The 25,260-nt window shown below is 29.1% G+C and carries 27 protein-coding genes; 23 read left to right on the plus strand and 4 right to left on the minus strand.

The genetic code is table 11. The features are described from left to right. The first annotated feature begins 8 nt into the window (after positions 1 to 8). From DQN46_RS04000 to codY, 8 genes are all read left to right on the plus strand, one after another. A complete protein-coding gene (locus DQN46_RS04000; RefSeq protein WP_111743098.1) occupies positions 9 to 2,120 on the plus strand; it encodes a DNA topoisomerase III in 2,112 nt (703 codons plus the stop codon). A 167-nt stretch (positions 2,121 to 2,287) separates the two neighbouring features. Continuing rightward, a complete protein-coding gene (gene cmk / locus DQN46_RS04005) occupies positions 2,288 to 2,962 on the plus strand; it encodes a (d)CMP kinase (protein ID WP_111743099.1) in 675 nt (224 codons plus the stop codon). Between the two features lie 10 nt (positions 2,963 to 2,972). After that, entirely contained in the window at positions 2,973 to 3,560 is a 588-nt protein-coding gene (locus DQN46_RS04010; RefSeq protein WP_111743100.1) for a lysophospholipid acyltransferase family protein, read from the plus strand. A gap of 1 nt (position 3,561) precedes the next feature. Then, on the plus strand, positions 3,562 to 3,984 hold the full coding sequence (locus DQN46_RS04015; protein WP_111743101.1) for an acyl-CoA thioesterase family protein: 423 nt from the start codon (positions 3,562 to 3,564) through the stop codon (positions 3,982 to 3,984). A gap of 210 nt (positions 3,985 to 4,194) precedes the next feature. Then, entirely contained in the window at positions 4,195 to 5,346 is a 1,152-nt protein-coding gene (locus DQN46_RS04020; protein ID WP_111743102.1) for a cysteine desulfurase family protein, read from the plus strand. Continuing rightward, positions 5,336 to 6,586, plus strand: a complete 1,251-nt coding sequence (thiI, locus tag DQN46_RS04025; protein ID WP_111743103.1) for a tRNA uracil 4-sulfurtransferase ThiI — start codon at positions 5,336 to 5,338, stop codon at positions 6,584 to 6,586. The genes DQN46_RS04020 and thiI overlap by 11 nt, the downstream gene beginning before the upstream one ends. A gap of 20 nt (positions 6,587 to 6,606) precedes the next feature. After that, positions 6,607 to 7,911: an FADH(2)-oxidizing methylenetetrahydrofolate--tRNA-(uracil(54)-C(5))-methyltransferase TrmFO gene (gene trmFO, locus DQN46_RS04030; RefSeq protein ID WP_111743104.1), complete on the plus strand. Its 1,305-nt coding sequence runs from the start codon at positions 6,607 to 6,609 to the stop codon at positions 7,909 to 7,911. An 80-nt stretch (positions 7,912 to 7,991) separates the two neighbouring features. Then, positions 7,992 to 8,774 carry a GTP-sensing pleiotropic transcriptional regulator CodY gene (gene codY / locus DQN46_RS04035; RefSeq protein WP_004632101.1) on the plus strand — a complete coding sequence of 261 codons (783 nt, stop codon included), beginning with the start codon at positions 7,992 to 7,994 and terminating at the stop codon, positions 8,772 to 8,774. Positions 8,775 to 8,823: 49 nt separating this feature from the next. Here the strand turns inward: codY and DQN46_RS04040 are convergent, their stop codons facing one another. The 3 genes from DQN46_RS04040 to DQN46_RS04050 all read right to left on the minus strand — a co-directional run bounded on the left by DQN46_RS04040 (position 8,824) and on the right by DQN46_RS04050 (position 9,971). Further along, complete coding sequence (locus DQN46_RS04040) at positions 8,824 to 9,210, minus strand: thioesterase family protein (protein WP_111743105.1); 387 nt, start codon at positions 9,208 to 9,210, stop codon at positions 8,824 to 8,826. A gap of 12 nt (positions 9,211 to 9,222) precedes the next feature. Further along, positions 9,223 to 9,696 carry an NUDIX hydrolase gene (locus DQN46_RS04045; RefSeq protein WP_111743106.1) on the minus strand — a complete coding sequence of 158 codons (474 nt, stop codon included), beginning with the start codon at positions 9,694 to 9,696 and terminating at the stop codon, positions 9,223 to 9,225. An 83-nt stretch (positions 9,697 to 9,779) separates the two neighbouring features. Further along, complete coding sequence (locus DQN46_RS04050; RefSeq protein ID WP_004632096.1) at positions 9,780 to 9,971, minus strand: DUF2929 family protein; 192 nt, start codon at positions 9,969 to 9,971, stop codon at positions 9,780 to 9,782. A gap of 231 nt (positions 9,972 to 10,202) precedes the next feature. Here DQN46_RS04050 and DQN46_RS04055 point away from each other — a divergent pair, with 231 nt between their 5' ends. The 9 genes from DQN46_RS04055 (at position 10,203) to DQN46_RS04095 (ending at position 17,701) form a co-directional block, all read left to right on the plus strand. Beyond that, positions 10,203 to 11,087, plus strand: a complete 885-nt coding sequence (locus DQN46_RS04055; protein WP_197712533.1) for an NUDIX hydrolase N-terminal domain-containing protein — start codon at positions 10,203 to 10,205, stop codon at positions 11,085 to 11,087. 29 nt (positions 11,088 to 11,116) lie between these two features. Further along, the gene (locus DQN46_RS04060; RefSeq protein WP_111743107.1) at positions 11,117 to 11,821 is read left to right on the plus strand and encodes a YoaK family protein; all 705 of its coding nucleotides are present in this window, start codon (positions 11,117 to 11,119) and stop codon (positions 11,819 to 11,821) included. A 185-nt stretch (positions 11,822 to 12,006) separates the two neighbouring features. Then, positions 12,007 to 12,906 carry a tyrosine-type recombinase/integrase gene (locus DQN46_RS04065; protein ID WP_111743108.1) on the plus strand — a complete coding sequence of 300 codons (900 nt, stop codon included), beginning with the start codon at positions 12,007 to 12,009 and terminating at the stop codon, positions 12,904 to 12,906. A gap of 14 nt (positions 12,907 to 12,920) precedes the next feature. Continuing rightward, the gene (locus DQN46_RS04070) at positions 12,921 to 13,619 is read left to right on the plus strand and encodes a segregation and condensation protein A (protein WP_111743109.1); all 699 of its coding nucleotides are present in this window, start codon (positions 12,921 to 12,923) and stop codon (positions 13,617 to 13,619) included. Positions 13,620 to 13,622: 3 nt separating this feature from the next. Beyond that, positions 13,623 to 14,171 (plus strand): SMC-Scp complex subunit ScpB, encoded by a 549-nt coding sequence (scpB, locus tag DQN46_RS04075; protein WP_004632086.1) that lies wholly within the window; start codon positions 13,623 to 13,625, stop codon positions 14,169 to 14,171. Between the two features lie 9 nt (positions 14,172 to 14,180). Beyond that, positions 14,181 to 14,912 (plus strand): pseudouridine synthase, encoded by a 732-nt coding sequence (locus DQN46_RS04080; RefSeq protein ID WP_111743110.1) that lies wholly within the window; start codon positions 14,181 to 14,183, stop codon positions 14,910 to 14,912. Between the two features lie 20 nt (positions 14,913 to 14,932). After that, a complete protein-coding gene (locus tag DQN46_RS04085) occupies positions 14,933 to 15,649 on the plus strand; it encodes a response regulator transcription factor (protein ID WP_111743111.1) in 717 nt (238 codons plus the stop codon). Positions 15,650 to 15,669: 20 nt separating this feature from the next. Beyond that, a complete protein-coding gene (locus DQN46_RS04090) occupies positions 15,670 to 16,971 on the plus strand; it encodes a MurT ligase domain-containing protein (RefSeq protein WP_111743112.1) in 1,302 nt (433 codons plus the stop codon). A 4-nt stretch (positions 16,972 to 16,975) separates the two neighbouring features. Then, positions 16,976 to 17,701, plus strand: a complete 726-nt coding sequence (locus DQN46_RS04095) for a type 1 glutamine amidotransferase (RefSeq protein WP_004632078.1) — start codon at positions 16,976 to 16,978, stop codon at positions 17,699 to 17,701. Positions 17,702 to 17,741: 40 nt separating this feature from the next. Here the strand turns inward: DQN46_RS04095 and DQN46_RS04100 are convergent, their stop codons facing one another. Then, positions 17,742 to 18,989, minus strand: coding sequence for an aminotransferase class I/II-fold pyridoxal phosphate-dependent enzyme (locus DQN46_RS04100; RefSeq protein ID WP_111743113.1), 1,248 nt, complete (start codon positions 18,987 to 18,989; stop codon positions 17,742 to 17,744). Between the two features lie 347 nt (positions 18,990 to 19,336). Between DQN46_RS04100 and clpX the strand changes: the two genes are divergently transcribed. From clpX to DQN46_RS04130, 6 genes are all read left to right on the plus strand, one after another. Then, positions 19,337 to 20,548: an ATP-dependent Clp protease ATP-binding subunit ClpX gene (clpX, locus tag DQN46_RS04105; RefSeq protein WP_111743114.1), complete on the plus strand. Its 1,212-nt coding sequence runs from the start codon at positions 19,337 to 19,339 to the stop codon at positions 20,546 to 20,548. A 23-nt stretch (positions 20,549 to 20,571) separates the two neighbouring features. Continuing rightward, complete coding sequence (gene lon / locus DQN46_RS04110) at positions 20,572 to 22,872, plus strand: endopeptidase La (protein WP_111743115.1); 2,301 nt, start codon at positions 20,572 to 20,574, stop codon at positions 22,870 to 22,872. Further along, complete coding sequence (gene yihA / locus DQN46_RS04115) at positions 22,872 to 23,468, plus strand: ribosome biogenesis GTP-binding protein YihA/YsxC (RefSeq protein WP_111743116.1); 597 nt, start codon at positions 22,872 to 22,874, stop codon at positions 23,466 to 23,468. Before lon ends, yihA begins: the two co-directional genes overlap by 1 nt. A gap of 285 nt (positions 23,469 to 23,753) precedes the next feature. After that, on the plus strand, positions 23,754 to 24,026 hold the full coding sequence (rpsP, locus tag DQN46_RS04120) for a 30S ribosomal protein S16 (protein ID WP_003145074.1): 273 nt from the start codon (positions 23,754 to 23,756) through the stop codon (positions 24,024 to 24,026). 283 nt (positions 24,027 to 24,309) lie between these two features. After that, complete coding sequence (locus DQN46_RS04125; RefSeq protein ID WP_003145327.1) at positions 24,310 to 24,555, plus strand: type B 50S ribosomal protein L31; 246 nt, start codon at positions 24,310 to 24,312, stop codon at positions 24,553 to 24,555. A gap of 112 nt (positions 24,556 to 24,667) precedes the next feature. Next, a complete protein-coding gene (locus DQN46_RS04130) occupies positions 24,668 to 25,246 on the plus strand; it encodes a thymidine kinase (protein WP_004632065.1) in 579 nt (192 codons plus the stop codon). Positions 25,247 to 25,260: the final 14 nt, after the last annotated feature.

Consider the following 25,260-nt stretch of genomic DNA (forward strand, 5'->3'; position numbering starts at 1 on the left):
GAATAATAATGAAAAGTGTAGTATTGTGTGAAAAACCATCTGTTGCTCGTGATATAGCGAGAAATCTTGGTGCAAAAAATAACAAGAATGGTTGTCTAGAAGGAGATAAGTACATCGTTACTTGGGCATTAGGGCATTTGGTAACGCTGCAAACTCCTGATAAATATAAGGAGTTCAGCAATGTAAGTTTAGAAAATTTGCCAATGATTCCAAAGTATATGAAAACAGAGATTATAAAGAAAACTTTTAAACAATATAAAATAATAGAAACTGCAGTTAATAGAAAAGATGTTAATGAAGTTATTATAGCAACAGATGCTGGACGTGAGGGAGAACTTGTTGCACGTTATATTCTTGAAAAAGCAAATTGCAAAAAGAAAGTTAAGCGTTTATGGATTTCTTCTGTTACAGATAAAGCTATAAAAGATGGATTCAAAAATCTTAAAGCTGGTGATGATTATCTTGGACTTTATTACTCTGGTGTTGCCCGAGCTAACGCTGACTGGCTAGTTGGAATTAATGCTTCAAGAGCGTTAACATTGAAGTATAATGCATCATTAAATTGTGGTCGTGTTCAAACTCCAACATTGCAGATGGTGTTTGAACGTGAAGAAAAAATTAAGAATTTTAAACCGCGTGAGTATTATACTTTTGAAGCAGTAGTTGATGGTATTAGATTTAACTGTGGAGAAAGTGAGTATAATTTTACTAATGCTGAAAAGTTTGTTAGTGATAATAAAAGTAAAACTATTAATTTTGATAAGGTAGAGGTTAAGATTAAAACTTCTATCCCGAAACCACTATATAATTTAACTGATATCCAGCAAGCAGCAAGTGCATTATTTGGATTGTCTCCAAAACAGACACTTAATATTATTCAACGTTTATACGAATCTCATAAAGTACTGACATATCCTCGTACTGATAGTAGATATTTGACAACTGATATGAAAAATACTTTAGCTGATCGCTTACGAGCTATTGGTGGTGATTATAAGGAAATAACTGCTAAACTGCTACGTGAAAAAGATTTTAACACGAAGAGAATTATAAATAATTCTAAAGTTAGTGATCATCATGCAATTATTCCAACGGAGCAAAAGCCAAATTATATGTCTTTATCTGATACAGAGCTTAAGATTTATAATTTAGTAGTAACAAGATTCCTTGAAAACCTTCTACCTGATTATAAATATGAAGAGACAAGTTATAGTTTTAAATTAGATAATAAAGTCTTTACCGCTAAAAGTACAAAAGTAATTCAACTTGGTTTTAAAGAGTTAAGTAGAAGCGAGATTGAGGATAAAAAAATTAGTTTTTCTACTAAAGAATTTAGCTTGGATAGTTTGCAGTATAATAAAAAACAAACAACGCCACCGAGTTATTACACAGAAGGTAGTTTAATTTATGCGATGGAAAATCCTTTTGAGTTTGTAGATGATGATAATGAAAGAAAAATTCTAAAACAAACTAATGGTATCGGAACAGTAGCGACTCGTGCAGATATTCTAGAAAAATTATTTACTAATGATTATTTGGTTTTAGATAACGGTAGGATAAAAACAACAAACAAAGCTAAGCAACTGTTAAACTTAGTACCGAAAAATCTAAAAAGCCCTTCGCTTACTGCAACGTGGGAAAAACAATTAGATAATATTGCTAAAAACAAACTATCAAAAGATAAGTTTTTAAAAGATATTAAGGATTATACGAGGGAATGTATTTTAGAAATAAAAGATAGTCAGGATAAGTTTAAACATGATAATATTAGCGGAAAAAAGTGTGAAGAGTGTGGAAGCTATATGCTTGAGGTAGATAAAAAAGGAACAAAGATGTTAAAATGTTCATCTCCTACTTGTAGAAATAGAAAAGTAATAAGTCGTTTGACAAATCTTCGCTGTGATAATTGTCATAAGAAGATGACTTTATTCGGAAGTGGAGAAAACTCTACTTATAGATGTGTATGCGGAAATTCATTAAAACAAAAAGAAGTAGATAAACGTATAAAAAATAATAAAAAAGATAAGGCGAGTCGTGTTGATATGAAAAAATATATGAAGCAGGAAAGTTTGGAAAATAATGCCTTACGTGATAAACTATTAGGACTTAAATTAAAATAAATATTTGATTTTATACAATTTAATTAATGTTATACTATGATGTTAAAAAACAAATCTAAGAGTATAGTTCAAGTTACTATAAATGGAATTTTTCTCTTTAAAAGCTAGTGTTTAGTATGAGTTTATGCTATAATTAATCATGAAAAAATTTGACTGAGAGGTAAATAATGAAATACATATCAGTAGCCGTAGATGGACCAGCTGGTTCAGGTAAAAGCACAATAACTAAAATGGTAGCAAAAGATTTAGGATATAATTATGTTGATACAGGTGCGATGTATCGTGGATTAACATATGATTTTTTGAAAAATAATTTAACAGAATTAGATGAAAAAAAAATAGAGTTACTATTGAGCAAAGTAAAGTTTGAAGTGAAGTTTATAGATAGGGTTCAATATGTTTTTGTCAATGATGAAGATGTTAGTGAAAAAATTCGAACTGCAGAAGTGTCAAAATTTACGTCACTATTTGCTAAATCACCTGCGGTTCGCGAATTTTTAATTGACACTCAAAGAAACCTTGCAATGAGTAATAATATAATAATGGATGGTCGAGATATAGCATCGGTAGTGCTACCTAACGCGGATGTAAAAATTTTCTTGACAGCATCCGTTGAAGAAAGAGCGAGACGTCGTGTTTTAGATTTTGAACGACAAGGGGTAGTTGATATTGATTTCGATAAGGTTAAAGCAGATATAGCGGCGCGTGACTATCAAGATGAAAAACGTGATATAGCACCACTTGTAAAAGTAGATGATGCAGTGTTGATAGATACAACTAATTTAACTATAACTGAAGTAGTAGAAAAGATGACAGAATTAATTAAGAAGGCAGAAGGATAAGGAGAAAAGAATGTATAACTTTGTAAAAACGTTGTTATTATTGTTTTATAAAATTTTTTATAAAGTAACAGTAATTAATGGCGAAAAAATAGAGAATGCAAAAGGTGTTGTTATTTCAGGAAATCACTTGAGCAATCATGATCCATTATTGTTTCCAGCATTTTTTGATAAAAAAATCCAATTTATTGCAAAAGAAGAATTATTTAAAATTCCATTCATAAAGCAATCATTAAAAGCAACTGGAGCAATTCCTATTAAACGTGGAACTTTCGATAGAGCAGCTATTAATTCTAGTATTAAGTTATTAAAAGAAGGAGAAGTAGTTGGTGTTTTCCCTGAGGGTACACGTTCCCATTCAAAAGAGTTAGATCTAGGTCAATTACATAACGGTGCATCTTTTATTGCAACAAGAGCTAAAACGAAAATCATTCCGTTTGCAATAATTCCAAGTAAAAATTTTAGATTATTTTCAGAAATTAAAATAGTTGTAGGTGATGAAATAGATGCCACTAGTTTGAAAGAAGAAGGAAAAAGTCATGACGAAATTACAGCTATCTTAATGCAAGCTATTTCTGATATAATAGCAAAGGAGAAGTAATATGTACGAAAAAACTATAAAATTCAAATTAGAAAAAAAATTTTTTAACTCAGCAGGCTTTTTAGATAATAAGTATATTTACGATTGGCTTAATTTAGCCAAAAAGTACTATCTAAATAGTTTGGGGATAGATGTAGATTCTCTAATTAACTATAATCTATATTATTCTGATATAGAGGTTAAATATTCTATCAAAAATAACATCAGATTTGAGAATCAAGATATGTTTATTAAGACGTGGATAGAAAAACATAATGGAATAAAAACTATTTTTTCTTATGAATTATCTGTTGATGGTGTTGTTGTAGCACTTGCAACTTCATCACATAATATTTTAGGGACTGATAGCGACCGAGCTGTTCGTATTGATAGAAATCTTCCAAAATGGGATCAGATTTTAAAAGATGTAGTTAATGGAGAATAAAGAAATAGCTAAAAATAAATGGAAGTAATTTATTTTTAGCTGTTTTTATATTTATTGATTAAAAATAGACATAAGTTAACCAGATATATACAATTTTACTAATTAAAGAAAATTGAAATTAAATTGATTTCAATTGATAAAACTAGCTATTTGTTATATACTTTTATAGTGATTTGTTAACAACAAATATGTAATTGAAAGGTGTCAAAAATGATATACTTAGATAATTGTGCGACTACAAAACCTTATGATGAAGTTTTGAAAACTTTTGTTGAGGTTAATAATAGTTATTATGGGAATCCCGCTAGTATTAATAAATATGGAAAAACAGTGAATAAACTTCTTAATGCAGCTAGAACGCAAGTTGCAGATATATTAGGTGTGGAAAGTGATACAATATATTTCACATCTTGTGCAACTGAAAGTAATAATATAGCTCTTTTAGGAAGTGTTGAACATAAAAAAGATTTTGGAAATAGAATTATAGTTTCGAGGATAGAACATCCTTCAGTATTAGAGACGTTTAGAGAATTAGAACATCGTGGTTTTATTTTAGACTATGTTAATGTTGATGAAAATGGATTTATTGACTTAGAACATTTAAAATCATTGTTAACAAAAGAAACTATTCTAGTTAGTGTAATGCATGTTAATAATATTTTTGGAGCAATTCAACCTATTGAAGGAATTGTAGAGATACTAAAAGAATATCCGAAAATTCATTTTCATGTTGATGGAGTTCAAGGGGTACTGAAAGAAAAAATTGATTTAACTATGATTGATAGTTATTCTATTTCTGCACATAAGTTTCACGGCTTGAAAGGTGTAGGAGCATTATATTTAAAATCACGAAGAACGACGCACAATATTACTTTTGGAGGAGGGCAAGAAAACGGTCTTCGAAGTGGTACTGTAAATGTTCCTGGAGCAGTAAGTCTTGCTAAAGCATTGAGACTAACTCAAGAGAAAGTAAATGATGTTAAAGAAAAACATTATGAATATAAGAAATTAATTGTTGATGAATTAAGCGCAATAGAGCACGTAATAATTAATTCTCCGTTACAAAATGATTTTGTAGATTCAATAATTAACATTAGTCTTCCGAAAATAAAAGGAGAAGCCATTATCAATGCATTAAATGAACGTGGAATTATGGTTTCAACGACGAGTGCTTGTTCGTCAAGAACTTTTCATTTGAATGAAGCTTTATACGCTCGTGGTTTATCAAGAGAAAATATTGAAGGAAGTATTCGAGTTAGTTTCTCATATGAGACAAAACTAGAAGAAGTTAAAAAATTTATCGAAGTATTTAAAGATGAATATTATAAAAAATTTAAAGAGGTAATTGAAAGTGGAATATAGTCATATAATAGTCAGATATGGAGAACTTACTCTGAAGTCTGGAAATAGAAATGAATTTTTAAAAAAGCTTACAAAAAATATTCGTTACAATCTTCAAGGATTAAAAGGATTTCATGTTCAAACAAAACGTGATAGAATGTATATCCATTTAGATAATAATGATGATGTAGAAGAAATAATGAGTCGTTTAAAACATGTTCCAGGGATTCACAATTTTTCTCCAGTATTACGTGCACCACTGGTTATAGAAGAAGCGAAGAAAGTAGTTGATAATCTATTAAAAACAAAATTAGATAAAGAATATACGTTTAAGATTCAAACTAAACGCGCTAATAAAAATTTTGAGTATAATACTAACGAGATGAACAATGTTTTTGGTAGCCATGTTCTTGTTAATTATAAAAACTTAAAAGTTAATGTAAAACAACCAGATTTTATAATTAATATAGAAGTTCGTAGTGAAGGAATTTTTATTTTTACAGACTTTGTAAAAGGTATTGGAGGTTTTCCTGTCAACACCTCATCAAAAGCACTGCTTCTTTTATCAGGAGGAATAGACTCACCTGTTGCAGCGCATATGTTACAAGTTAAAGGTGTAGAATTAGAAATGATTCATTTTCAATCTCCACCGTTTACATCAGCTGAAGCAATGCAAAAGATATTTGACTTAACTATTAAACTTAGTGAAGTTGTAGGGAAAATAAAATTACACGTTGTTAATTTTACGAAGTTACAAACTGAAATAGTAAAACGCATCCCATCAAATTATACAATGACTTCTACAAGAAGATTTATGCTTCGTATCGCTGAAGAAGTAGCAAAAAAAGAGGGATGTTTGGCTATTGCAACTGGAGAATCACTGGGACAAGTAGCTAGCCAAACATTGGAGTCTATGAATTGCATAAATAATGTAACAAATATACCTATATTACGACCACTGTTGACTATGGACAAAGTAGATATTATAAAAATTGCAAAAGAAATAGACACATTAGAAATTTCTAATCTTCCATTTGAAGATTGCTGTACAATTTTTACGCCAAAAGCTCCAAAAACAAAACCGAGATTAGAAAAAATCGTCGCTTATGAATCACGTGATGATTATTCAGAGCTTATTGATGAAACATTAGCAAGTATTGAGACATATCTTTTTGATAAAAATGGTCGTATAATTACACAAGATATAAAAGAAAACAAAGAGAAAAAAGAAGAAAAAGAAGATTTTTCGGATTTATTATAAAATAGAAAGAGAGATAGTTAATGGAAAAGAAAATAATTATAATTGGAGCCGGTCTTGCTGGAAGCGAAGCAGCATGGCAACTTGCTAAGCGTGGAATTAAAGTAAATCTTTATGAAATGCGTCCGAAAAAGATGACCCCAGCACATAAAACGCAAAATTTTGCTGAGTTAGTATGTTCAAACTCATTAAGAGCTAATAATATTACGAATGCTGTAGGTTTATTGAAAGAAGAAATGAGAATGCTTGATTCTTTAATCATGAAATGTGCAGATGCTACGCAAGTTCCTGCAGGAGGAGCGTTAGCGGTTGATAGAGATAAGTTTTCAGAAATGATTACAAATACTATTAAAAACCATCCAAATATCAATGTTATAGAAGAAGAGTTGTCAGAAATTCCTAAAGGAGAAAATCCTGTTATTGTTGCTACAGGACCTTTAACATCTGATTCACTGAGTGAAAACATTAAGGAATATACAAAACAGGATGGATTGTATTTTTATGATGCGGCAGCCCCAATTATTGAAAAAGATTCTATAGATATGAATAAAGTATATCTAAAATCGCGTTACGACAAAGGCGAAGCTGCGTACCTAAATTGTCCGATGACAAAAGATGAATTTTTTGCATTTTATAATGAATTAATTATAGCAGAAGCAGCTCCGTTAAAAGAATTTGAAAAAGAAATTTATTTTGAAGGTTGTATGCCTTTTGAAGAAATGGCTAAACGTGGTGAAAAAACTTTATTATTTGGACCGATGAAACCAGTAGGTCTAGAAGATCCAAAAACTGATAAACGCCCTTATGCTGTAGTGCAACTTCGCCAAGATAATAGTGAGGGAACACTATATAATATAGTTGGATTCCAAACACATTTAAAATGGGGTGAACAAAAACGAATTATTAATATGATTCCAGGTTTAGAAAATGCTAGTATTGTTCGTTATGGAGTTATGCACAGAAATACATATCTAAATTCTCCTCAATTGTTAGAAAAAACATATCGTCTAAAAGATAAGGAAAATATTTATTTTGCAGGGCAAATGACAGGCGTTGAAGGCTATGTTGAAAGTGCAGCTTCTGGAATTGTAGCAGCACTAAATGCATTATACAACACTGAAGGAAAAGAAGTAGTTTTCCCAACTGAAACTATGATTGGAGCAATGGCAAATTATATAGTAGACAATACTAGTAAAAACTTCCAACCTATGAATGCAAACTTCGGTATAATAAAACCTCTTCCAGAGAAAATTAGAGATAAAAAGGAAAAATATGAAAAATACGCAAAAAGATCATTAGAAATTTTAGAAAATTTCAGAATTGATTAAAATATTTTGTTGAAAAGTCTTACAATTTCCTTTGAATAGTGGTATAATGGTCGAGGAAGTATTTTTGTAAGGAGAAAAAAATGGCGAGTTTATTACAAAAAACAAGAAAAATAAGTACAATTTTACAAGAAGGACGTCATGATAATGTCGATTTTGAAGCAATGGCAATGCGCTTAAGTCCTATTTTAGATTCTGTTGTCTATATTTTAGATGTAGAAGGTAATATTCTTGGGTATGATTCTATTGTAGATTATTCTAACGAACGTATGGAAGAAATTATTCGTGCGAGGAAAGTGCCTAAAGCTTATTTAGATGCAACATTAAAAGTATATGCTACGAAGGTTAATATTCCATTTCAAGATCCGCTTTCTATTTTCCCAGATGAAGAGAAAGAAAGATTTGATGGGAATACCTATACTGTAATTTTACCAATAAGAGGCGGGGGAGAACGCCTTGGAACTCTTGTTATAGGAAGAATGGATAATGACTTTCAAGATGATGATTTGGTGTTAGCAGAATATGCGTCAACAGTAGTAGGAATTGAAATTCTTCACGAAAAACAAGATAAAGAAAAAAATCTAGCTAGAGACAAAGATATGGTGAATATGGCTCTTAATTCGTTATCATATTCAGAAAAAGAAGCAATTGAACATATTTTCAGAGAATTAGATGGGACAGAAGGACTACTTATCGCAAGTAAAATTGCAGATAGAGTAGGAATTACTCGCTCAGTTATTGTTAATGCACTTAGAAAATTAGAAAGTGCAGGTATTATAGAGTCAAAATCATTAGGTATGAAAGGTACTTATATAAAAGTACTTAAAGAATATTTTTTAGAATTAATGTTTTCTAATGAATTTTAAATGTAAAATTGTAAAATAAAAACCTCCTATTTAGGAGGTTTTTATTTGCTTATTTAGATATTAATTTTTTCATAAATTTCTTATTATTAATTATTACACGTGTATGATCAGCTGTTGCAATTTGTTTATCACCTTCGTATGCTTCAAGACTAAAGATAATTATCTTTTCTTTGATAATTTCTTTAATTGTACCTTTGACAATTATACTTTTTCCGATAAGAGTTGGAGCAAGATGATTTATATTAATATTACTACCAACACTACCTAGTTCCTCATTAAGAAAATTATTTAAGTAATTTTTTGCAGAATTTTCCATAAAAGCTACTAGACTAGGTGTAGATAATACTACCAAATCCCCACTCCCCATACTTTTAGCACTATTTTCACCTTTGATAGTATAGTGTGTTTCAAAAATTTTATTTAATTCAATATTCATAATATTGCTCCTTTAGTCGTAAAAAGTTACTTCATAATCAATAAATTTATTATCTTTATAATTAAATTTAGCTGAAAAGAAAGGCTTATCTTGTACTAGCCAATCAAGAAATATATAATCACCTTCCCAAGTTTTTATATTTTGTATTTCATTCTTTTTAACCCAAACTAAATCTCCTTCATTGCAATCTTTTGTAAGGTTACCTGTATACTCTTTTGCTGTAAATACATATGTATACCAATCTTTATTTCCATCAAAATTTGGAAAAGTGATTATGCCACGAAGTTTAGGTTTAATGATATCAAGATTCGTTTCTTCTTTTACTTCTCGAATAACGCAATCCTCGGGACTTTCTCCAATTTCAAACTTACCGCCAACACTGATAGTAAGCCCTTCATGAATATCATTTTCTTTTTTATTACGCTTAAGCATAAGATAACTGTCACCATTATCAATATAACACATAGTTGCAAGTAAATTATTCATATATGTAGTGCTCCTATTTAGAAAAAATAGGAAAGCAACATAAGTCCCATTCCTATTTTAATAATAAATTTTATTTTTATAAATTAATTTTCTCTTCTTTTTTTATCCAAACCAATAGCATCAAGTAGAGCAACAAATACTGTAAAGATTACAGATAAAATTGCGCAGTCCCTAAGCGTATTAACTTCAGAGTTACTCCCTAAAATAGATGTAATTATAAATATTGTTACAAATGAAAAAATGAAAGCCCAAAATAAAGAAATAATGTATTTCATTCTATTCCCTCCTTACCGTATACTTACAATAATAATTATACAACTAATAATCAAAACTTACAAGAAATTTGAGAAAATTTTTAATCGTTAATAATAATTTTATAAAATAATTAATAAAAAATATATTGTATTAATCATAACTTTGTAAGTGTTAGTAATTAATAAGAAAATTAAGTAGAAAAAATAAAAATAAGTATGTTATAATATATAGATAAGCGTGGAGGTAGTTTTATGTACCAAAAATTATTAATAGATAAAAAATTAGAATGTAAAATATCAAAAGATTTAGAAAAAGTATTTAGTAATAATAATATTAACTATACTTTTTCAGAAGGGGCCGACTCCTTTCAATATAACGTATTGTATTTAACTGCTGATAAAAATAATATTAAACCTGAGTTGGCTAATGTTTTTTTAATGAGTAATGATTATGATTTTCTAGACGTTAAAGATGCGATTTTTATAAGAAGAATAGAAGATGTGGTTAGAGTTTATATGGAAGGTATCTGGAAATCATGGGCAAAAGAGTTGCAATTTTTAGCTCAATGCTCTCTTGCATATAGCAAAGATAAATTTGATAGAGAACGTTCGGAAAGAATTAGAGAAATTTCCTGTGAAATGCTTGCTTATAAATATGATATATCTCCAGAAAAAATAAAAGAGCATTTTGCCAGTGAAATAGGATATCAAACTCCTAAGGTAGAAACTAGAGCTGCTATTATCAAGGATAATAAAATTCTTTTAGTTAAGGAACAGTTAGATGGGAAATGGGCTCTTCCTGGTGGCTATCAAGATGCTTTAAAAAGTGTGAGGGAAAATGTTATAAAAGAAGCGAAAGAAGAAGCAGGAGCTATCATTAAACCTAAAAAAATTATTGCGGTGTTGGATTATAATAGACATCATCCAGTCAGCTTTCCGCTTGGTATGGTTAAAATTTTTGTTTTGTGCGAATATATCAATCATGATTTTGAAGCAAATACTGAGACGCTGGCTGCAGATTTCTTTTCTTTAGATAATCTACCAGAGCTTTCAGTTCAGAGGACCACTAAAAAACAATTAGAAATGTGTTTTTCTTGTTCTGAAAATCCTGATAATTGGGAAACAATTTTTGATTAACTTGTAATGATGTAGGAGAGGCTAAATATATGAATATTCGTGAGACGTTGATTAATAAAAATCTGCCTGTACATGAACAATTGATGTTTTGTTTGCTACTGACCTTGGTAGGTGGTTTTTTTGATGCATATACTTTTGTTAATTGTGGGGGAATTTTTGCTAATGCACAAACAGGAAATTTAATTTTTGTTGGGATAGGTTTGATTAACGGGGACCTATATGAAGTTCGACATTATCTTATTCCGGTATTATCTTTCATAGTTGGGGTATTAGTTAGTAAATATATAGAATCAAAGTATAAAGAATTGTCTATTTTCAAACATATCTATATGCTATTATTTATTCAAATTATAGCATTAACATTTATATTTTTTAAAGGTTCATTATTTGCTTTAGATATCCGACCAATTGTCATTTCATTTGTTTGCGCTATTCAATTTGATGGATTTAGAAAAGTTAATAATCTTGTTTTTGCTAGTGTATTTTGTACTGGAAATTTACGCTCTATGAGTGAACATTTATATAAATATATTTTCCTAAAAAAAAGTGAAAGCAGATATCCGTTTTTAATTTATTTAACAGTAGTTTTAGTATTTTTATTTGGTGTTATTTTTGGAGCAGCAATGTCTAAGTATTATTTCCATAATGCCATCTTAGCTCCAGTCGCAATAATGATAGTCAATTTATTTTTTGTAATTGGAATTCAAAATAAATTCGGGAAAAAAAGAATTTAGTATAATAAATTTAGTTAATAAATATAAACTTTGAGAGATTTTTGTTTATTACAAAAAACTGTTCAAGGTTTTTTAATTGTGAATGTCAAAATGCTACAAATACATTTACATAAAGTTTTATAGATGATATAATCATTATAGAGATAAATATTTAGGGAGTATTTTAATACTAAGGGGGTATTTTTATGAGTGAAAAGTTACTGAATGATTTTAGAGAATATTTAGAAAACAAGAAAAAATTCTCTATGAATACAATTAATTCTTATGATAGAGATTTGAGAAAAATCTTTCTGTATTTGGTTGAAATGGGATATTCAATAGAGGAATATTCTTGGCTGAATGAGGAATTAATTACAAGATATTTAGGGTATCTAAAGGAAAAAGACTATTCATCTGCGACATTATCAAGAACAATTTCAACAGTACATATTTTTATTGAATATCTTTATAATACAAGGTTAATTTCTAATAAGATAAACATAGATGTACATGTAGATAAAGATGACCAACATAATCTTATTATATTTACAAGGCAAGAAATATCTAAAATTTTAGATATTGATACAAAAAATTGGATGGATTATAGAGATAAAGCTATTTTTGAACTATCATACTCTATAGGTATAAAACCCACAGAATGTATTAACTTGGAATTGAAGGATGTTAATACAACAATAGGATACTTGAAGTATAAGAAAAAAGAAGGGTATAGAACAGTTGCATTAAATAAAGAATCAACGGATGCAATTAAAAACTATATTGAAGAATTGAAAAAAGAATATCCTGATATTGAGGATGAAAGTAAGTTATTTTTAAATCATGATGGTGAAGGAATAAGTCGTCAAGGCTTTTGGAAAATTTTTAAAAAGCGTCAACAAGATTTAGGGCTTGAGAAAGAACTCAATACAATGAATTTTAGAAACTCATTGGCTATTCATCTTTTAGAAGATAAGGTTCCAGCAGAAGAAGTACAAGAACTTCTAGGATTAAAAAATATTCATAGTTTAAAGTTGTATTTTAATAATCTAAAAAAACCAGGGCAAAAGAGAACTCTAATCAATCATCCAAGAAGAACAATTAATTAAAGGAATAATAGTAAATGTATAATGTTAATTTAGAGATTTTTCAAGGACCACTTGATTTATTATTGCATTTAATTGAAAAAATGGAGTTAGACATATATAATATACCTATTGCAAAATTAACAGAGAGTTATTTAGAGTATATAAATACTAGTGAAGAGTTTTCTCTTGAAATTGCAGAAGAATATATAGTAATGGCAGCAACTTTACTCCATATAAAGAGTAAAAATCTACTACCAAAATTTGAAGAAGATGTTGCGGAAGAGGAAGAAGATTTAGTACAACAGTTATTGGATTATAAAAACTATAAGGAACTTAGTACTAAATTGGAAATTTTGCAAAAAGAGCGAGCTCAATACCTAGAAAAAGAAAGTATAGATTTAGATATACAAGATAATATAGGATCTTTAAGAATACCTTCAATAAAGTTGCTGAAAGCTATGGAAAATGTTTTAAAAACTTTTAATAATAATGAGAATGATAAAGCATTCGTCGGCTATCGTCGTGAGATTTCATTTGAAGATATAAAACAAGAATTGACTGAAAGATTCAATAAAAATAAAAAATTATCTTTTTCTGGACTAATAAAAAATTATACTAAAAGAAATGAAATTGTTTTAGTATTTGTTAGTATTTTAACAATGATTAGAGATCAGGAATTGATATGTATAGATAATGAAAATGAAATAATTCTGGAATATAAATTAAAGGAATAAGCTATGTTATTAGATAAAATTAAAAAAACTATTGAAGCCTTACTTTTTATGAAAGGAGAAGAAGGCTTGAGTGTTGAATTTTTTTCTACTTTTATGGAAGTAGAGTATCATGAAGCAGAAAATATGCTTAATATATTTTTGGAGGAATATAATTTAAGAGATAATCCTCTAATAATAAAGAAATTCGGAATGACTTATAAAATGCTTTTAAATGAAGAAATGTCTGAAATGATAAAAAAAGCTATTGTTTCCAAGAATCTTATTAAATTATCTAAAGCTTCATTAGAGACACTGGCAATAATTGCTTATAATCAACCGATAACAAAAGTTCAAATAGATAAAATAAGGGGTGTAAGTAGTGACTCTATATTACACTCCCTTATATCTAAAGAATTAATTGTATCAACTAAAACATTGGACACAATAGGTAAACCAAAACTTTACGAAACAACAGAAATGTTTTTAGATGTTTTCGGTATAGAAAGTTTAGATGAGTTACCAAAATCAGATGATATAAGCGAAAGCGAGATAAGTAAATTTTTAGAGAAATAGGAGGATGACATGGCGGAAAGATTGCAAAAGTTAATAGCAGCTTCTGGATATACATCTAGAAGAAAGGCTGAACAATTAATATTAGAGGGAAAGGTTAGTGTAAATGGTGAGGTTATTAAGCAATTAGGTGTTAAGGCTGAACCAAGCGATGTTATAATTGTTGAAGGGGTACGTTTATTAAAAGAAAATAAAAAATACTATCTATTTTATAAACCTGAAAAGGTTATTACATCTATGTCTGATGAAAAAGATAGAGTTTGTGTCAAGGATTTCTTTGAAGCAGTGAATGAAAGAGTAGTACCGGTAGGGCGTCTTGATTATGATACATCTGGTGCTTTAATTATGTCTAATGATGGGGAGTTTATAAACTTGATTACCCATCCAAAACACAAAATAAAGAAAACCTATGTAGCAAAAATTAATGGAAAGCTAGAAGAGCACCATTTAAAAATATTACGTTCTGGTGTAAGGATTGATAATTATAAAACATCTCCAGCAGAGGTTAATATTGTAAAAAATAAAAATAAGAGTGGTAACACACTAGTAAGACTAACAATTCATGAAGGTAAAAATAGACAAGTACGTAGAATGTTTGAAGCGTTAGGTTATGAAGTAATGAAATTAAAAAGAGAATCTATTGAAGATTTGACACTAGATGGATTACGTAAGGGTGAGTACAGGGTTCTTACTATTCATGAGGTAAAAAGATTAATTAATAAAGCTAAAAATGGAGATAAGTAATTTATAGGAAGTGATATTTAGTGGCAGAGAGAGTATTAGTAATAGATGATGAGGAGAGAATTAGAAAACTATTAATAATGTACCTTGAAAAAGAAGGGTATATTGTTGATGAAGCTAGTAATGGTCAAGATGGTTTAGAACGTTTGAAATACATGGATTATTCGTGTGTTCTTTTAGATGTGCACTTACCTATACTGAATGGTAAGTCAATATTAGCTGAACTTAGAAAAACTAAAGCGACGCCTGTTATAATAATGTCAGCACAGGCCGATGAACAAAGCCGTGTAGAAGGATTTGAATTAGGTGCAGATGATTACGTAATTAAACCATTTAGTCCTAGAGAACTTATGTTAAGAATAAATGCAATATTACAAAGAACTAAACGTAGTGTTTTTTATACACCAGAATTATATACAAAAGATGTATTGGTTTTTCCAGGATTGATAATAGATGTAAATTCACATAAAGTTATAGTTGAAGATACAGAAGTCCTTCTTACACCAAAGGAGTTTGATTTATTATTGTTTTTAGCTAAATCACCAGATAAAGCGTTTAGAAGAAATGAAATTCTTAGAGCTGTGTGGGATTACGATTTTTACTCTGATCTTAGAACAGTAGATACTCACATAAAAAGAGTAAGGAAAAAATTTGATAAAATTTCTCCAAAAGTTTCGAAAATGATTGTTACTGTATGGGGAATAGGATATAAATTTGATACATCACAAAATAATCTTTAAAAGATTTAACAGGAGACGTTATGTTAGAATTTTACAAACTTTTGGCTAAATTGACAAGAAAAGCCAGTAGAGTAGCAGGTAAAAAAGGAACAGATTTACCAGGAAAAGTATTGAGAAAACTTGATAATAATGTGCTTTCTAAACTAGCTACTAATTATGATGAAATTGTTTTTGTAACTGGAACAAACGGTAAAACAACAACTTCAAATTTAATAGGACATACATTAAAAGTATGTAATAAAAATTTTATTAATAATTTTGAAGGGGCTAATATGTTAGATGGGATCATATCTACGTTTGCTATCCAGTCAAAAAACAATACAAAATTAGCTATCATTGAAATAGATGAGGGCTCTATTCCAAAAGTTATGAATTATATAACACCAACAAAATTTGTTATTAATAATTTTTTTAGAGATCAAATTGATCGTTTTGGAGAAATAGATACTTTAATTGAAACAATCGGTAATCAATTAGAAGGAAAAGATATACAGCTTATTTTAAATAGTGATGACCCTTTTGTTACACGATTATCAAAATATGGCAAAAATAATGTTTGTTTTGGAATAAATAATGATGCATATAGCTTTGTTGATTATGGTATTCCAGAATCAAAATTTTGCCCTAATTGTGGGCATGAATTAGATTATGATTATATTCATTATAGTCAGCTAGGTTTTTATAAATGTACACAGTGTAGCTTTAAACACCCCGAAGCAAAATATAATGTAACCAATGCAGTTGTTGAACCATTTATAAAATTTAGTGTTAATAATGGTGAAATCATTGAGACAAGATTGGCGGGAGACTATAATATATATAATCTACTTGCTGCATATTCACTATTAAAAGAGCTAGGGCTAACTGAGGAAGAAATTCAGCAGGGATTAAGCAGTTATACATCTAAGAATGGACGTATGCAAAGTATTATTATATCAAAAGATGCTACAGCGTTGCTTAACTTAGCGAAAAATCCAGCAGGACTTAATGCATCATTAGCAATTGGTAATGGGATTAAGGAAGATATAAATTATCTTTTAGTATTAAATGATAATGGAGCTGACGGCTTAGATATATCATGGATTTGGGATACTGATTTTAATATTTTACTTAATCAAAATATTAAAAATATTGTTTGCTCAGGAAAGCGAGCTAAAGAATTAGCATTACGTTTGAAATATAGTGATATTAAAGCTAATATAACAGTCAATGAGAATATTACAGAGGCAGTTTTAGAATTAAAAAAATACCCTGAGAGATATGCTATTGCTATACCAAATTATACAGCGTTAACTGAAACTCAAAAGGAATTGGAGAAATAGTTATATGGAATTAAAATTGTATCATTTCATGCCAGATAAATTAAATTTGTATGGTGATATAGGAAATGTGATTTCCTTGAAAAAACGCTGTGAATGGCGTGGAATAGATTTAAAAATTGAAAATATCACCTCTACATCAGGTATAAAGTTATCTGATTGCGATATGTTCTTTATAGGTGGTGGTTCAGATAGAGAACAGTGTATAGCTACAGAGCAATTTAGTAAAATAAAAAATGAATTTAAAGCAGCTATAGAAAATGGGACTCCTGCACTAACAATTTGTGGAGGATATCAGTTTTTAGGAGAATATTATAAGACGGTCGATGGAATTAAGTTACCGGGTTTAAATATTCTCGATTTTTACACTGAGTCTTTACCTAATAAACCTCGTTTAATTGGTAATATTTTGCTTGAATCAGAGAAATTTGGAAACATAGTTGGTTTTGAAAATCATGGAGGAAGAACTTATCATGATTATGAAACATTAGGTAATGTAATTGTTGGATTTGGAAACAACGATGATGATAAAAAGGAAGGATTACTATACAATAATTTAATTGGAACTTATTTACATGGTCCTATTTTACCTAAAAACCCTCGTGTTACAGATTATTTAATAAAAGCAGCATTAGATAACAAATACTCTTCATATGATTTTCCAAAGTTGGACGATTCGGTTGAGTATAATGCTAATAAATTTATGGCAGAACTATTAAAAAAAGGAATTTAATAAAATAACTCCTAAAGTTTTAATTTAGGAGTTATTTATGTTATTTAGAAAATTCTTTAATACAAAGTTTAAAATTTTTAATTAAATCTGGTATTAATTCTTTATCAAGACATGAAAAAGCTATTCTTATGTGAGAATCATCCATAGAGTAAACACCATATTTATAGTCATTAAGGAATTTTAATCTGAATTTATGTGCATCAATGTGTTCTGGCATTTTGATAGTGAAAAAGTATCCCGAATTAAATGGCAATATAGTTACATCATCATCTAAATTATATTTAGCTATAGCTTCTTTTAAAATGCGATAGCGCCCTTCTATTATACTGTCATTATATGTTTTTTCTTGTTTTACTTGTGAACTTTCCAATAACCTAAGAGCAATTTGTTGAGATAGATTTGATGGTGATGATGTAGTACTTCTAAGGTAACCTTGAGTTTTTTCTAATGCAATTTTTCTTAATTCATCATCACTAGTGTAATATGTTATAAATCCGACACGAAGACCCCAGCCGTAGTACTCTTTAGTTATTCCGTCTAATTTGACTACTAGACAATTGTTGTTATCTACAAGTTTGTATGTTGCACTTAAAGTAGGAGTTTTGTGATTTTCTTCAAAAAATAATCCAAAGTAAGCATCATCAGAAATTATTATTAGATTTTTATTTGGATTTTCTTTTGCGAACACATCTATGATGCTAACCAATTGTGTTAATTCTTCTGTTGATGGGGTATAACCAGTTGGATTGTTGGGAAAATTAAGTATTATAGAAATTTTGTTTTCTTTAATATTATATAGTGTATGTTTAAAATCAGCTAGATTAAAATTATTTTCGTTATCAAATTGATTGTATTTATAAATATTATTTCCCAATTTAATAGTAAATATTTGGGCGTAGTTTTGCCAAAATAGGTTAGGTAATAGCAACGCATCATCTTTTTCACTAAATAAATTTGCTACAATATCAATCCCTTGGGTAATACCAGTAGTAACCATAGGTAAACTCAAATATTTTGAGTTAATAGTGCTATTTTCTTTAAGAATTTTTTCTTTCCATAACTCCCTTATTTTTAATAAACCTGGAGTAGGAGAATATGGCAAATATTCTGCTGTACTTAGTTCCTTTATAACTTCATTAATTGTCGGAAGTGATAATGCTTTTTTGTTATCTGTTGCAATCCCTATCGTAGCATTAACAGCGTTTGGAACAATAGATGTTTCTTTTGATTGAATAAGGACATCTTGCGGAAGTATGATGTTTTCACCTAATTTTGAAAAAAATGACATAATGTTTCCTCCTAAAATTTATATTTTAATTATAACATTAAATTACAACCTGTAAAAGTAAAATTAATACTTATAATTAACTTTTCATTTTATATTTTAATTTGATTATAAATCCTATTATTTCATTGTGAAAAAGTAGCTCCTAATTATGGTAATATTTTTTCTTTTTCTTTCAAAAAAAATTCTAAGTGTATAAATTTTAAAAAAGTGTTTATATCAAGGTTTATAAAAATTCATTTACTAGAAAAAAACATCTATTTATGTTATAATATAATGTATCTTTTTGGGCTTTATATTGAAATAACAATAAGATATAGAATAAAGTTCAAGACAAGTGAGGTGTAATTATGGTAAATGATAAAAAAGATATGAGATGCTCTTTTTGTGGTAAAAATCCAAACGAAGTATTTAAATTAATAGCAGGAAACGATGTATTTATCTGTGATGAATGCGTGGAACTATGCTCAGATATAATAGATGAAGAGATTGAATATAGAAATATAACAAAGGAACCAGAATTTAAGTTATTAAAACCTCAAGAAATTATGGATTACCTTAATGAGTATGTGATAAGTCAAGATAAAGCAAAAAAATCAGTAGCTGTAGCGGTTTATAATCACTATAAGCGTATTATGGCTAAGCAAAATGATGAAACTATAGAATTACAAAAGAGTAATATAGCATTAATAGGAAGCACAGGTTCAGGAAAAACTTTAATCGCTCAAACTTTAGCTAAAATGTTAGATGTACCTTTTGCGATTTCTGATGCAACAACACTTACAGAAGCAGGATATGTAGGAGAAGATGTTGAGAACATATTATTACGTCTTATTCAAAATGCTAATTATGATATAGAAAGAGCAGAAAAAGGAATTATATATATTGATGAAATAGATAAAATTGCTAAAAAAGGTGAAAATGTATCAATTACGCGTGACGTTTCTGGAGAAGGGGTGCAACAGGCATTACTAAAAATTCTAGAAGGAACTATAGCCAGTGTACCTCCGCAAGGTGGACGTAAACACCCTGGCGAAGAAATGATAAAAATCAATACTAAAGATATATTATTTATTATAGGTGGTGCTTTTTCAGGGATTGAAGAAATAATAAAACGTCGTTTAGGTGATAAAATAATAGGTTTTTCAAAGAGTGATGAACTCAATGATGATTCTGATATTATTTCTAAAGTAAAACATGAAGATTTGGTGAAATTCGGTATAATACCCGAATTTATTGGGCGTATACCAGTGCTATGCCACCTAGAAGAATTAGATGAACAAGATTTAGTAAGAGTTTTAACAGAACCTAAAAATTCAGTTGTTAAGCAATATGAATATTTATTTAAGTTAGATGGAGTAAATCTTGTTTTTGAAAAAGATGCATTGGAAGAAGTTGCTCGTGAATCTATAAAACGAAAAACTGGAGCGCGCGGATTACGCTCAATTATAGAAGAAGCTCTTTTAGATGTTATGTTTGAACTTCCAAGTACAAAAGGTGTTAAAACTTGTACAATAACCAAGGATAATATAGTTAATAAAACTACACCTAAACTAAAATAATAATATAACGAAAGGAGTTTGTTTTGACAAAATATTACTTATTAGAAAATAGAGATATATTCTTTCCGTCTAATACATATAATATTGATGTAACAGACAAAAAATTCTTAAAGACTATAAAAGGCTTGAAGAAAGATAAAATATCTGTATTTGTTACTAGTAAAAGAAAACCAATAGATACATATGATGAAAAGTTTTCAGAAGATGACATGTTTGATAACCAAGGATTCAACGTTTTCTTTGGAACATATGGTCAACTTACAATAGATAAAAAAGCTAATAAATATGAGTATCACTGTTATGGTGTTGCCGAAGTGAAAAGCGGCGTATATAATGACAAGCACGTAGAGTATTTAGATATTACTATAAAAAATACAGAAGATAATGGTTTTGATAAAAATACCATGCTTAACAATATAGAAGAGTTATTTAAGAAATATCTTGCTAGAGAGAATTTTGAAATAGATTACTATAAAACAGATAATTTGGAAAAATTTATTAATAAAAATATGAAGTTCTTTCCTTTGGATAGATTATTAAAGAAACGTATTTTGTATTTATTAGATTTAGAAAAAAAAGCGATTTTCTTAAGTAGAAGCCTAGAAGCATTTTTAGTAGGAAATAGCTTTAAACGTGAGATTGATGATAAAGTTCGAACAAATCTTGATTTGCAACAAAAAGAATACTTTTTACGTGAGCAAATGAAAGTAGTTCAAGATGAATTGAAACAAATTTCACCAGAAGATGATGATGTAGAAAAGATTAGAAAAGCAATTATTGAAATTGGATTATCAGATGAAGATAAAACACTATTGTTAAAAGAAGTAGATAGATTAGAAAAAACTCCTGTCATGAGTCCAGAGCATTCTATTATACGAACATATCTAGATACAGTTGTAGCACTACCTTGGAACATATTAACAAAAGATGAGATTGATATAAAAGCAGCTGAAAAAATACTCGATGAAGATCATTATGGTTTAGATAAAATAAAAGAAAGAATTTTGGAATTTCTTGCTGTTAAAAAGCTTAGAGATGATATGAAATCACCAATTTTATGTTTATCTGGACCTCCTGGAGTTGGAAAAAGTTCTCTTGCTAAGTCTATAGCAAGATCTATGGGGCGTAGCTTTGTACGTATTTCTTTAGGTGGAGTAAGAGACGAGGCGGAAATTCGAGGTCATAGAAGAACATATTTAGGAGCTTTACCTGGAAAAATTATTCAGTCACTGAAGAAAATAAAGACAAAAAACCCAGTAATTTTATTAGATGAAATAGATAAAATGGCATCTGATATTAAAGGTGATCCAGCTTCTGCAATGTTAGAAGTAATAGATCCTGCTCAAAACAATGAATTCGTTGATCATTATTTGGATATTCCATTTGATTTATCGAAAGTATTATTTATAGCTACAGCTAACAATCTAAGTCTAATTCCAGCGCCATTACGTGATAGAATGGAAGTTATTGAATTGGAATCTTATACTGTAAAAGAAAAAGAAAATATTGCAATTAAATATTTAATTCCACGTCAAATTAAAGAAAATGGGCTTAAAAAAGAACAAATTTCTTTTACGAAACAAGCAATTAATAAAGTTATTAATGGTTATACTTATGAAGCAGGAGTAAGGAATCTTGAGCGTGTACTGGGCTCGATTTGTCGTAAGGTTGCTTTAAAAATACTTAAAGGTGAAGAAAAGATTAAAATCGGTGTTAATAATTTAGAAGAGTTTGCTGGTCCTGAAAAATATAGTTCAAAAGATAAAAACTCTCAACCAGAAATAGGGTTGGTTAATGGTTTAGCGTACACTGTTGTTGGAGGGGATACACTTGAAATAGAAACAAGTATATCTAAAGGAACTGGTAAAATCATTTTGACTGGGAAACTAGGGGATGTAATGAAAGAATCAGCTCAAATGGCGATTTCTTATTTACGTTCTAATGCGGAATATTTAGGATTATCTGAAATTAATTTTTCTGAGATAGATATTCATCTTCATGTTCCAGAAGGTGCAGTTCCGAAAGATGGACCGTCAGCAGGGATTACTATAACAACATCAGTATATTCTGCTCTAACTAGAAAAGCAGTTAATAATGATATTGCGATGACAGGCGAGATGACACTTCACGGTAAAGTATTACCAATAGGTGGAGTTAAAGAGAAAATTTTAAGTTCAGAAAAAATGAATATTAATAAAATTATTATTCCTACAAAAAATAAGAAGGACTTAATAGATATACCAAAAGATATTTTGGCAAAACTTACTATTTATACTGTGGATAATATAAGTGAAGTATTCAATATAGTATTTGGAGAAAAATAATGACAAAGTTAAATACACATAATGTAGATTTATTAATCAGTGCGGTTTCAAAGAAACAATATCCAGAGCATACTAAGCCAGAAGTAGCGATGTGCGGACGCTCTAATGTTGGAAAATCATCATTTATTAATACTATACTAGAACGTAAAAATTATGCTCGTGTTTCAGCGAAACCTGGTAAGACACGTACATTAAATTTTTTTGACATTGATGATAAAGTAGTTCTAGTTGATGTCCCAGGTTATGGTTATGCTAAATTATCAAAGTCAGAAAAAGAAAAATTATATGATATGATTGTAGAATATTTCACAACTAGTAAAAATCTAGGTTTTGTTCTACATCTTATTGATAGTCGTCATAAACCATCGCAAGATGATATAGAAATGAATGAATTTTTAAATTACTATGAAATTCCATTTGTTGTAGTTTTAACAAAAATAGATAAAATCTCAAAAAATGAACTTGCTAAAAATACAGCTATTATAAAACGTGAACTAGATTTAACAAATAGTATGGCGGTAATTCCATTTTCATCAGTTACTAAATTAGGAAAAGATAAAGTATTAAAAGAAATCGAAAAGGTATTAGAGGACTAAAATATTCAGATAAAGGTAAGATCGTATATCTTGCTTTTATCTGAATAATTATTTATAAATATTTTTTCTTTACATGATTAATATATACTGGTAGAATAGCTATTAGAAGAGTCAAGAAAAAAAGTTGACATTTTTCTTTGAAAAGTATTGACAGATATTTATTTTAATGTTAGAATAATATCTAGCTTATAAAACTTAGCGTTATAGATTCAACTTTTTCATTAAACACTTCATAAACACACACATTAAAAATTAATAAAAAGTTGAAACATAAGGAGTACAAACATGGCAGTAAAAATCCGTTTAAAAAGATTAGGTGCTAAAAAATCACCTTTCTACCGTATCGTTGTTGCTGATTCAAGATCTCCACGTGATGGACGTTCTATCGAAACTATCGGTACTTACAATGCTGTTAAAGAACCAGCAGAAGTTAAAATCGATGAAGAGTTAGCATTAAAATGGTTAGGTAATGGAGCTCAACCTTCTGACACTGTTAGAAGTTTATTATCAAAAGAAGGAATTATGAAAAAATTCCACGATTCAAAATTAAATAAATAATAGTTATTTAGCCTCTTAGTAAAATAAGAGGTTTTGTTTATTTTGGAGTTATAATATTTATTATTAAAACATAATGTATAAAATTTAAAAATGTGCAACTTATTCTAAAAAATAAACAGTATTTATTTTTGTAAAGAGGTCAACAAAAAAACTTGACATTTTTTTAATAAACTACTTGATTTTTTTGTAATAATTATTTATAATAAATAGGTATGTGATTAGATCACTTCAAAAATAACTCTGTTCGTATTAAAAGCGTTCAGGGCAGAAGGAGACGATAATAATGAGAGAAGGAATTCACCCAGATTACCGTAAAGTTGTATTCATGGATACTACTAGTGGTTTCAAATTCTTAAGTGGTTCTACAAAACCATCTAAAGAAACTATCGAGTGGGAAGATGGAAATACATACCCATTATTAAAAGTTGAGATCAGTTCAGACACACACCCATTCTACACAGGGCGTCAAAGATTCGCTCAAGCAGATGGTCGTATCGAACGTTTCAACAAAAAATACGGTATCAAGTAAGAAAAATAAAACAGACATATCTTTTCGGATTGTCTGTTTTTATTCTATATATTACGTATAAAATTCTGAAACAGTAAAGTATTTATACTAATCTAATTTGGAGAAATAATTTATGGTAGAAAATAGAAAATTTGGTTGGATAGAGTGCATTTGTGGAAGTATGTTCTCTGGTAAATCAGAAGAATTATTAAGAAGGATTAAACGAGGAGTAATAGCAAAACAAAATGTCTTGTTATTCAAACCAAGTATCGATAACAGATACGATGAAAACAAAGTCTCAACACATAATGGAAATAGCTATGAATCTGTTAGTATAGATAGTGCTGAGCAAATTTATGACTATGTAAAAGATAAAAAATATGATATTATAGGTATTGATGAAATACAATTTTTTGATAACAAAATAGTTAGTGTTATAAATACACTTGCTGATAGTGGTGTTCGTGTAATTGTCGCAGGGTTAGATATGGATTTTAAAGCTGAACCATTTCAACCGATGCCTGAAATTATGGCGATAAGCGAAATGGTTACAAAATTACATGCTGTTTGTAATAAGTGCGGCCAAGAGGCAAGTCGTAGTCAAAGATTAATTAATGGTGAGCCTGCGCGTTTTGATGATCCAATAGTAGTGATAGGGGCTAGTGAATCATACGAAGCAAGATGTAGACACTGTCATGAAATAAGAAAATAAATTATTAGGAGGAC

This window comes from Gemella morbillorum (genome assembly GCF_900476045.1).
GTDB classification, from domain to species: domain Bacteria; phylum Bacillota; class Bacilli; order Staphylococcales; family Gemellaceae; genus Gemella; species Gemella morbillorum.